General features: G+C 68.2%; 10 protein-coding genes. 4 read left to right on the top strand and 6 right to left on the bottom strand.

Annotated elements, in window-relative coordinates; genetic code table 11:
• The 4 genes from AAC997_RS20670 to AAC997_RS20655 all read right to left on the bottom strand — a co-directional run.
• Positions 1 to 552: MFS transporter (locus tag AAC997_RS20670; RefSeq protein WP_340647595.1), on the bottom strand; the 552-nt coding region annotated here is incomplete at its 3' end.
• Between the two features lie 191 nt (positions 553 to 743).
• A complete protein-coding gene (locus AAC997_RS20665; protein WP_340647594.1) occupies positions 744 to 890 on the bottom strand; it encodes a hypothetical protein in 147 nt (48 codons plus the stop codon).
• 27 nt (positions 891 to 917) lie between these two features.
• Positions 918 to 1,796 carry a transglutaminase family protein gene (locus AAC997_RS20660; protein WP_340647593.1) on the bottom strand — a complete coding sequence of 293 codons (879 nt, stop codon included), beginning with the start codon at positions 1,794 to 1,796 and terminating at the stop codon, positions 918 to 920.
• 54 nt (positions 1,797 to 1,850) lie between these two features.
• Positions 1,851 to 2,117 (bottom strand): hypothetical protein, encoded by a 267-nt coding sequence (locus AAC997_RS20655; RefSeq protein ID WP_340647592.1) that lies wholly within the window; start codon positions 2,115 to 2,117, stop codon positions 1,851 to 1,853.
• A gap of 159 nt (positions 2,118 to 2,276) precedes the next feature.
• Here AAC997_RS20655 and AAC997_RS20650 point away from each other — a divergent pair, with 159 nt between their 5' ends.
• From AAC997_RS20650 to AAC997_RS20635, 4 genes are read left to right on the top strand one after another with little or no spacing between them, the layout of a single operon-like run.
• Positions 2,277 to 4,445, top strand: a complete 2,169-nt coding sequence (locus AAC997_RS20650) for a transglycosylase domain-containing protein (RefSeq protein WP_340647591.1) — start codon at positions 2,277 to 2,279, stop codon at positions 4,443 to 4,445.
• 60 nt (positions 4,446 to 4,505) lie between these two features.
• On the top strand, positions 4,506 to 5,732 hold the full coding sequence (locus AAC997_RS20645; protein WP_340647590.1) for a putative DNA modification/repair radical SAM protein: 1,227 nt from the start codon (positions 4,506 to 4,508) through the stop codon (positions 5,730 to 5,732).
• Complete coding sequence (locus AAC997_RS20640) at positions 5,732 to 6,763, top strand: TIGR03915 family putative DNA repair protein (protein ID WP_340647589.1); 1,032 nt, start codon at positions 5,732 to 5,734, stop codon at positions 6,761 to 6,763. The genes AAC997_RS20645 and AAC997_RS20640 overlap by 1 nt, the downstream gene beginning before the upstream one ends.
• A complete protein-coding gene (locus tag AAC997_RS20635) occupies positions 6,687 to 7,157 on the top strand; it encodes a UdgX family uracil-DNA binding protein (RefSeq protein ID WP_340647588.1) in 471 nt (156 codons plus the stop codon). Before AAC997_RS20640 ends, AAC997_RS20635 begins: the two co-directional genes overlap by 77 nt.
• On the opposite strand, the gene AAC997_RS20630 is transcribed toward AAC997_RS20635, so the two are convergent.
• Both AAC997_RS20630 and AAC997_RS20625 read right to left on the bottom strand, forming a co-directional pair.
• Entirely contained in the window at positions 7,129 to 8,295 is a 1,167-nt protein-coding gene (locus AAC997_RS20630) for an MFS transporter (protein ID WP_340647587.1), read from the bottom strand. The two genes, AAC997_RS20635 and AAC997_RS20630, sit on opposite strands and share 29 nt — an antisense overlap.
• Positions 8,296 to 8,299: 4 nt before the next feature.
• On the bottom strand, positions 8,300 to 8,956 hold the full coding sequence (locus AAC997_RS20625; RefSeq protein ID WP_340647586.1) for a TetR/AcrR family transcriptional regulator: 657 nt from the start codon (positions 8,954 to 8,956) through the stop codon (positions 8,300 to 8,302).
• Positions 8,957 to 8,977 lie beyond the last annotated feature (21 nt).

Here is an 8,977-nt window from a genome sequence, read left to right as displayed (position 1 = left end):
GGGAAGGCTTAGGTGCAGGGGCAGGGCGATGACGACATTGAGCGCCGCCCAGACCAGGCAGGCGCCCCGCCAGCCAATCTCATGCTCCAGCCAAGCGGTCATCGGCCAGCCGATGGTGCTCGCGAAGCCCGCGATCAGGGTCACCCCGGTGATCGAGCGCCGGGCCTCGGCCCCGAACCAACTGACCAATCCCGCGAACGCGATGTCGTATAGCCCCGCCGACATGCCCAGGCCGATGATCAGCCACGATGCGATCAGAGCGATGGGAGTCTGGGAAATCGCAAGTCCCACCAGTCCCGCGGCGAACAGCAGGCTGGCGGCGGTCAGGGGCGGGCGACCACCGCGCTGGTCCACCAGCCTGCCGACCCGGGGGCCGGTCACCGCCTGCAGCAGCAGGGCGGCGGAAAAGGCCAGGAACACGCCGGAGGTGGACATCCCCACATCGGCCGCCATGGGCTTGGCGAGCGTCGCGGGCAGGTAACTCGAGCACGCATAGCCGATGGTCTGGGTCACCCCCAGGGTCAACACCGCTCGGCGCTGCGTGAAGATCATGGTTGGCGGCGGCTGGGCAAATGGACGGTCTCCGACGCCGGAAGCGCGTTAGAGACTAAGCTTAAGCGGAGTCCATGGACCGACATAGACTCCGCCTGTCCGAATGAAGGCTCAGCCCTGTCCATCCCTGCCGGACCGAGGGTGGCCGATCACCACGGAGCTCGGCCGATGCGGCTGGAATCAGCGGGTTGTCAGTGTCCTGGACGCGGCTGAAATCCCCGCGGCGCCTTCACCTTTGCAGGCACATGCTCCGGCGCCTGGCCGTGCTGCGGCTTGGGCGCGGACTTGGGGAAGCTGAAGTTGGTGGATGGATTTTGTTGATCGAAGCCCTTGGTCATCGGCCTGTCCTCCCGTCCCACTAACGCTCAAGCCGGATCCGCCGGTGCGCCGGCGGGGCGCACATCTACGTGAATCGAGAGCTCGCTCTTGCCGGGATCGCCCAGGATCATGCCGCCGATCGGCGTGGCTTCCTCTGGCGTGCGGCTCACCGCCACCGGGATCAAGGCCGCCGACTCCGCCAGGCCGTTGGTGGGATCGAACTCCATCCAACCGAGGCCGGGCAGGAACACCTCGCACCAGGCATGGGTGGCGCCCGCCCCTCTGACGCTCGAATGGCGTGGCGAGTAGAGGTAGCCGGTGACGAAGCGGGCCGCGTAGCCCAGCCTCCGCAGGGCTTCCACCATCAGCCAGGCGAAATCTCGGCAGGTGCCCGAGCCCATGGTCACCGTGAAGGCGGGCGTCTGGGTGCCTTCCTCGTCGCGCTCGCGATAGTCGAAGTGCTGGTGGATGTAGCGGTTCAGCCGCTGCAGGAAGTCCAGGGCCGGCTCATAGGTTCCGCCGGCCTGGGCCCGGACCCAGTCCAGCAGCATGCCGTTGGGGTCGTCTGTCGCCGGATCGACAAAAGGGGCCAGGATCGTGCGGTCGCCACGGTCGTAGACGATGGGCATGGCCGTATGGGGATTGTCGATCGCCAACGGCGCCAGCGGCGCCGGGAACCGCTCTATGGTGAGCCGGCTTATGATCGTCAGGGCCTCGGATCGTCCCTCAGGGGTCATCAGGCATACGCAGTTCCCGAGCGCGTCATAGACCCAGCGCGTGGCCGCCGGCATCGAGAAGCTCATCGAGGCTTCCACCACGCGGGTCGCGTGACTGTCGCGCGGCCGGAGAAGCAACCGGTGCCGACCAAATCCCACCGGTCTCTCATACAGGTAGCGTGTCTCGTGACGGATAGTGAGCCGGGTCATCTTGCGCCACGAACGGACGGGTCGGGCCGAGGTTCCGGCGACTGGGGCCGGGGCCTAGGGCTTCCCGTCGCCGGCGCCCTGGCCGCCTGTCGTGCCGATGCCCGCGCCCTCGGCGGCCGGCGAAGTGGCCTGCATTGGGGGCGGGGAGCCATCGGCGGGCACCGCGCCGGTGACGCCGGCGTCCGGGGCCGTCGCCGCGCCGGTTCCGGCCACCGCATCGGTGTCGGGCATCGCCGCGCCGGTGGCGTTGGGCTTGTCGTTGCAGGCGGCGGTGGAGAGCGCCAGGGTCGACACGGCCGCCAGGGTGAGGATCACTCGCATGGGAAGCTCCTTCGAAGGGTAGAAACCCGGAACGACCGACGCGCCGCACCGTTCCAGGCGCAACCCTCGCGATCCAGCTTGTGGCCACGCTTGGCGTCCCGCCCCGATGTGGTATGGACGCCGCTCCCACGGGCCCCCGCCCGATTGAATGCGACGTGCATGTCCGACAACGGCCCCGAGGTCGATCCGCCCGAGCCCGACGGGGCCTCGCCCCCAGAGGCGGCGGAGGCCACAGAGACACCGTCGCAGGTCGATGAGCTTCCCGACGCCGGCGCCGGTACTCCAGAACCCGACATGATGCGAGACCCGGAGCCCGATCCGGAGCCGGAGCTCACGCCGGAGCCCGATCCGCCGGCTGAAGTGGTCCCAGGTTCAGAGCCGCAATCCGAGATCGCGCCCGGCCCGGTGACCGCCGCCGCCGATGGCGTGACACCGATCTGGATGCGCCGGCCCTGGCAGATCGGCGCAGGCGTTGCGGCCTTGCTGCTCATCCTCATGGTCTGGCTGGTGGGCTCTCTGCCGCTGGGCCAAGCCTTGGAGCCCCTGGAAAACCCGACCCTTGTGCTGGTGGCCGCCGACGGTCGTCCCATCGCCCGGCGCGGCTCCTACAAGGAAGAGCCGGTCGTGGTCGCGCAGATGCCCAAATACGTCTCAGGCGCCTTCGTCTCCATCGAGGACCGCCGATTCTACAGCCACGTGGGGATCGACCCCAAGGCCATCGCCCGCGCCATGAACGCCAACGCCAAGGCCGGCGGCGTGGCCGAGGGCGGGTCAACGATCACCCAGCAACTGGCGAAGAACGCGTTTCTGTCCAACAAGCGCACCCTGCGCCGCAAGGCCCAGGAGGCGATTATCGCCCTCTACCTTGAGGCCCGGCTGTCGAAGGACGAGATCCTCTCGCGCTACCTGTCCTCGGTCTATTTCGGCGACGGCGCCTTTGGCCTGCGCGCCGCGGCCCGGCACTATTTCGACAAGACTCCCGAGACCCTCTCTATCGGCGAAGCCGCCATGCTGGCGGGACTGGTCAAGGCGCCCTCACGCCTGGCGCCCACCGAGAATCTGGAGGGCGCACGCGAACGCATGCGGGTGGTGCTGGGCGCCATGGCCGACACCGGCCTGATCACCGCGGCCCAGGCGCGCAGCGCGGCCCGAGGCGTGCGTCCCTATGGCGGCCGTAAGCCCATTCCCACCGGATCCTACTTCGCCGACTGGGTGATCCCCCAGGCCAAGGCGGTGCTGGAGGCGAGTTACGGCGAGACGGTGGTCAAGACCACCCTGGACACCAAGCTCCAGGCCCAGGCGGAGAAGATCCTGGCCCGCGCGCTCGACCGCGACGGCAAGGTGCTGAATGTCGGCCAGGGCGCCCTTGTGGCCATGCGCACCGACGGCCGGGTCGTCGCCATGGTGGGGGGGCGGGACTACAAGGTCAGCCAGTTCAATCGCGCCGACGCTGCCCGCCAGCCGGGCTCCGCCTTCAAGCTTTTCGTTTATCTGGCCGCGCTGCGGGAAGGCTGGACACCCACCAGCCCGATCCTCGACGCCCCCGTCGAAGTTTCCGGCTGGAAACCCCGGAACCACGAGGTGAAGTACGCTGGCCGCATGGTCCCGCTGATCACCGCCTTCGCCAGCTCCTCCAACGTGGCCGCCGTGCGCCTGGCCAAAGAGGTCGGGCGCGACGACATCGTCCGCACAGCCCGCGATCTCGGCATCACCGAAACCATTCCCAACGACCTGACCCTGGCGCTGGGCACCGGGCCCATGAGCCTCGTGCAGCTCACCGCCGCCTACGCCGCCATCGACGCCGGCGAGGCGCCGGTCATCGCCCACGGGCTGGCCAGCTTCCGCAAACCCAGGACCGTCCACAAGCTGGGCAAGGCCGAATTGGCCGGCATGCGCGACCTGCTGCGCTCGGCCACCCAGCGCGGAACCGGCATCGAGGCCGCCATCCCCGGCGCCTTCGGCAAGACCGGCACCACCCAGGATTATCGCGACGCTCTGTTCATCGGCTATGTCGGCGATCTGGTCGTCGGGGTGTGGGTCGGCAACGACGACAACGCCTCGATGAACGGCGTGGTCGGCGGCGGCCTGCCCGCCAAGATATGGAAGGAGTTCGCCTCCTACGCCGTGAACCGCGACGCGCCCAAGCGCGCCTTGGTGCAAGGCCCGCCCGTGGAGACGGAAGACCTGGCTATTCCGGAGCTGCCCGCTGACGGAGCCGTGACGCTGGGGCCTGAGGCGCCGGCTGTCGAAACCCCGCCTGAGGCGCCGGCCGCTCCTGTGGCGCCTGTCCCGCCTCCAGCCCCGGCCGGCCCAGCGCCAAAACTCTAGCCACAGAATTGCGCCGCGGCTCAGCTTGTAAGAACAAATAGGGAACGATAGGGTCGCCGCATGGTGGCCCTGACGCTGAAGCGTAAACTCGAAATCCTCTCCGACGCCGCCAAGTACGACGCCTCCTGCGCCTCGTCAGGCACGGTGAAGCGGGACTCCGTCGGCGGGAAGGGCGTGGGGTCCACCGACGGCGGCATGGGCATCTGCCACGCCTACGCGCCCGACGGTCGCTGCATCAGCCTGCTGAAGATCCTGCTCACCAACTTCTGTGTCTATGACTGCGCCTACTGCGTGAACCGGGTGTCCTCCAACACCCCGCGCGCCCGGTTCAGCGTGCACGAGATCGTCGACCTGACCCTGAGCTTCTACAAGCGCAACTATATCGAGGGCCTGTTCCTCTCCTCCGGCATCATCAAGAGCGGCGATTACACGATGGAGGAGATGGTCCGGGTGGCGAAGTCGCTGCGGATCGACCACGACTTCCGGGGCTATATCCACCTCAAGGTGATCCCCGAGGCCTCGCCCGCCCTGGTCAATGAAGCCGCCCTCTACGCCGACCGCATCTCCATCAATGTCGAGCTGCCGCGTGACGCCAGCCTGGCCGACCTCGCGCCCGAGAAGGACGCCGTCGGAATCAAGAAAGCCATGGGCCGCGTCCGCCGCGGAATCGATCAAGCCGCTGAAAAATATATAAAAACAACGCCTCCAAAGTTCGCGCCGGCCGGTCAGTCCACCCAGATGATCGTCGGCGCCGATGCGGCCACCGACGGTGAAATCCTGGCCAAGAGCGCCGGCCTCTACGGCGCCTACGGCATGCGCCGGGTCTACTACTCAGCCTACAGCCCGATCCCCGATACGACCTCCCGACTGCCCCCGGTCCGCCCGCCCCTGATGCGCGAGCACCGCCTCTACCAGGCCGACTGGCTCATGCGCTTCTATGGCTTCACCCACGACGAGATCACGGTTGAGGGTGTCGATTTGGACCTCGACATCGACCCGAAGCTGGCCTGGGCGTTGCGCAATCGCGGCGACTTCCCCGTCGACCTCAACACAGCCGAGCGCGAGATGATGCTCCGCGTTCCGGGCCTGGGCGTGCGCAGCGTCGAGCGCATGCTCGACATCCGCCGCTACAAGTTGCTGACCCTGGACGACGTGAAGCGCCTGACGCGGCGGCTCGACAAGCTGAAGCCCTTCATCGTCACCCAGGACTGGCGGCCGGGCGCGCTCACCGACAAGGCCGATCTGCGCGCGCGCTTAACCCCGCCGACCCAGCTGAGCCTTTTCTGATGCGCGTCGTACGGCTGGCCTCCGAGATCGACTTCGCGGGCTGGCGGCAAGCGGCGCGAACCCTGCGCGGCCAAGGCGTCGCACCCGACACCGTTATCTGGACCGTCGACGGGGAGGGCGACCTGTTCGCCGATCCCGAGCCGTTGGCGCCGCCGTCGCCTGGGGGCTTCACGGTCAGCCGGGAGTTCCTGGAACTGGCCGAGGAGGTCATCCTGCACCGGTCGGCCGAACGGTTCGCATTGCTGTACCGCCTCCTCTGGCGCATGGCCGCCGAACCCAACCTGCTGCGCATCGCCACCGACCCCGACGTCGCCCGCGCCAACGACTTCGCCCGCCAGGTCAGCAAGGCGGCCCACAAGATGAAGGCCTTCGTCCGCTTCCGGTCGGTGAGCGCCGATCCCGAGGCCTATGCCGCGTGGTTCGAGCCGATGCACCGGGTGACCGAGTCTGTCGCGCCCTTCTTCGCCAGGCGCTTCGCCAACATGATCTGGTCGATCCTGACGCCGGACGTCTGCATCCACTGGAACGGCGCTCAGATGGCCACGACCCCCGGCGGCGATCCCGCCGACGCGCCGGGTGAAGACGCCCTGGAGGACTACTGGCGCACCTACTACGCCTCCATCTTCAACCCGGCGCGCCTGAAGGTCGACGCCATGACCAAGGAGATGCCCAAGCGCTATTGGCGCAACCTGCCCGAGGCGCGGCTCATTCCTGACCTGATCGCCGCCGCCGAAGGCCGAACCAACCTGATGGTCGCCCAAGCTCCCAGCCAGACCAACCGTGTGGTCCGTCAGATGGCCCGCACCGCCCGCGACGCCACCTTCGACGCGCTCGCGCCCTCAAGCCTGGAGGAGGTAGCTGCCGGTGTGGACGCCTGCCGCCGCTGCTCGCTGTACAAGGACGCGACGCAGGGCGTGCCCGGAGAAGGCCCGGCCCATGCGCGCCTGATGCTGGGTGGCCGAGCAGCCGGGCGACCAGGAAGATCTTGCGGGCCTGCCCTTCGTGGGGCCGGCGGGCCAGGTGCTGAATAGGGCGCTCGCCGAGGCCGGCGTGCCGCGCTCCGAGACCTACGTCACCAACGCTGTGAAGCATTTCAAGCACGAGCTGCGCGGCAAGCGCCGCATCCACCAGACCCCCAACCCGTCGGAAGTCACCGCCTGCCGCTGGTGGGTGGCCGCCGAGCGCCGCCTGATCCGGCCTCGGGTCATTGTGGCCCTGGGCGCCACCGCCGGGCTCAGCGTCTTCGGCAAGGCCACGCCCATCGGGAGGAACCGCGGCGTCGCCCTGCAACTGCCCGACCAGGTCCAGGGCGTGGTGACCTATCACCCGTCCTACCTCCTGCGCGTCCCCGACGCCGAGGCGAAGGCCAAGGCCTATGGACTGTTCGTCCAGGACCTCAGGTTTGCGTGGGGGCTGGCGGCTTGAGCCTGTTCCGCACCAGGGCGCCCAGCCCTATCAGGGCGATGGCCCCGCCGCAGGCCATGAAGGCGATCTGGTAGGATGCCCCCTGCGCCAGGACGCCGAAGACCATGAGCATGCCGGTCATGATCACTTGCCCTGAGAAACTCTTCACCGCGGCGATGGTGGCGCGCGTCTCGGTCGGGATGGCGTGGTGCAGGCGGGCGTCGAAGTTCACGTCCACCACCTTGAAGAGGCCGGCTGCGGGCACGATGAGAGCGACCGACCACGGCTGCAGGCTGGCGGCCGCGATGGCGATCAGCAGGCCGATGGCGCCGAAGAGCGCCAAGAACACCGGGGTCTTGGCCCCGCGGAGTCGGTAGGCGGTGAGCGAGCCGCCGGCCTGGGCCGCGCTGATGGCGGCGACGAACAGCGCGATATGGGAGGCGGGCAGGCCGGTCTCCGATCCGAAGATTGGCCAGAAACCCTCCAGGCCCCCGCCGAAGGCGTTGCTGAGTGCTGCGAAGGCGATGAAGCCCATCACCATGGGGGCGCCGGCCACCGTATGAAACCCCTGCTTGAGCAGGACCAAATAGTGGCGGCCGACCTTCAGTGTCTTGCGCGCGCGGGGCAGGGCGATGGCGGCGCAGGCCGCGCCGACCACCACCGCCACGCTGGCCCAGAGGATCGCCGTATAACCATACTGCACCGACACCGAGGCGCTGAGGGACGCGGCAAGCACGGCGGCGAACCCGACTCCCTGGGCGCGGCCGATCACCTTGCTGTAGTCCTCGGCTCGGCCCTCGCTGTGCAACTCGTCATAGACCAGCGCCTCGAACACCCCGTTGGTGAAGGCGCTCTTCGCGCCCCACAACATCATGCCCACCAGGCAGCTCAGGAAACTGGGGGAGGCGATCCAGACCAGAAAGCCGATCACCCGCAGGACCTGGGCGCCGGCCAGGATCCAGCGGCGCGAATAGCGGTCGGCCAGGACGCCCGAGGGGATCTGCAGGATGAAGGCGGTGATCGACCAGGCCATCAAGGTGGCCGAGACCTGGACCGGCGTCAGGCCTTGAGCGACGAACATCACCGTATAGAGCGGATAGATCAGGACGAAGGCGTCGAGGGCCTTGAACAGGTAGACCCGTCCGACGAAGGCCGGCACGTCCCTAAGCCAGGAAGCCGGCCTCGGCGAAGTCGAGCATTCGCTTCAGCAGGCCGTCGATGTCGCTCTCGCGGGTGGCCCCGTCCGACAGAACGTGCAGACGGTCGAACTCGGCGAAACGGTTGTTGTGGACCATCCCCAGGCAGAAATGCAGCCGCCAATAGACATTCTCGCGGGGCATGTCGGGCAGGGCGGCCAGCAGGGCATCGGCGAAACGGGCCAGGTGCGAAACGTCGTTGGTGAGCGCCTCGCGCATCTCCGCCGTGCCTTCGCTGCGGGAGCGGATGATGAACTGCACCGAGATGCGGCGGTCGTTGTCCGGCGAGGCCCACTTCAGGGGCGGGGCGAAAAGCGCCTCCAGGATGTCCCGCACCGGCGGCTTGCCGTTGTGGCGGTCGCGGGCCTCGTGGAGCATCCGGGCCCGTTCGCGGTTCAGCTCGCCGGTTCGCCGCCGGAAGATCTCGAACAGCAGGGCGTCCTTGGACCCGAAGTGGTAGTTCACCGAAGCCAGGTTCACCCCCGCTTCCGCCGTGATGTCGCGCACCGAGACGTTCTGGAAGCCGTGCAGGGCGAACAGCCGCTCAGCGGCGGCGAAGACCGCAGCCTTGGTGGCGGCCTCGTTGGGCGGATCAGGGTCGTTGGCCGGCACCGGGTCGGTCACTGGCGAATCCTCAAGGTTCGC

Source organism: Phenylobacterium sp. (assembly GCF_037968635.1).
In the GTDB taxonomy this organism is placed as follows: Bacteria; Pseudomonadota; Alphaproteobacteria; order Caulobacterales; family Caulobacteraceae; genus Phenylobacterium.
Note: the sequence above shows the minus strand (reverse complement) of the source record. Positions and strands in the feature narration are given on the sequence as shown.

What these genes read in the sequence shown, in the direction of transcription:
- AAC997_RS20665 (WP_340647594.1), bottom strand. Translation starts at nt 890, where the DNA reads ATGACCAAGGGCTTCGATCAACAAAATCCATCCACCAACTTCAGCTTC.
- AAC997_RS20660 (WP_340647593.1), bottom strand. Translation starts at nt 1,796, where the DNA reads ATGACCCGGCTCACTATCCGTCACGAGACACGCTACCTGTATGAGAGA.
- AAC997_RS20655 (WP_340647592.1), bottom strand. Translation starts at nt 2,117, where the DNA reads ATGCGAGTGATCCTCACCCTGGCGGCCGTGTCGACCCTGGCGCTCTCC.
- AAC997_RS20650 (WP_340647591.1), top strand. Translation starts at nt 2,277, where the DNA reads ATGTCCGACAACGGCCCCGAGGTCGATCCGCCCGAGCCCGACGGGGCC.
- AAC997_RS20645 (WP_340647590.1), top strand. Translation starts at nt 4,506, where the DNA reads ATGGTGGCCCTGACGCTGAAGCGTAAACTCGAAATCCTCTCCGACGCC.
- AAC997_RS20640 (WP_340647589.1), top strand. Translation starts at nt 5,732, where the DNA reads ATGCGCGTCGTACGGCTGGCCTCCGAGATCGACTTCGCGGGCTGGCGG.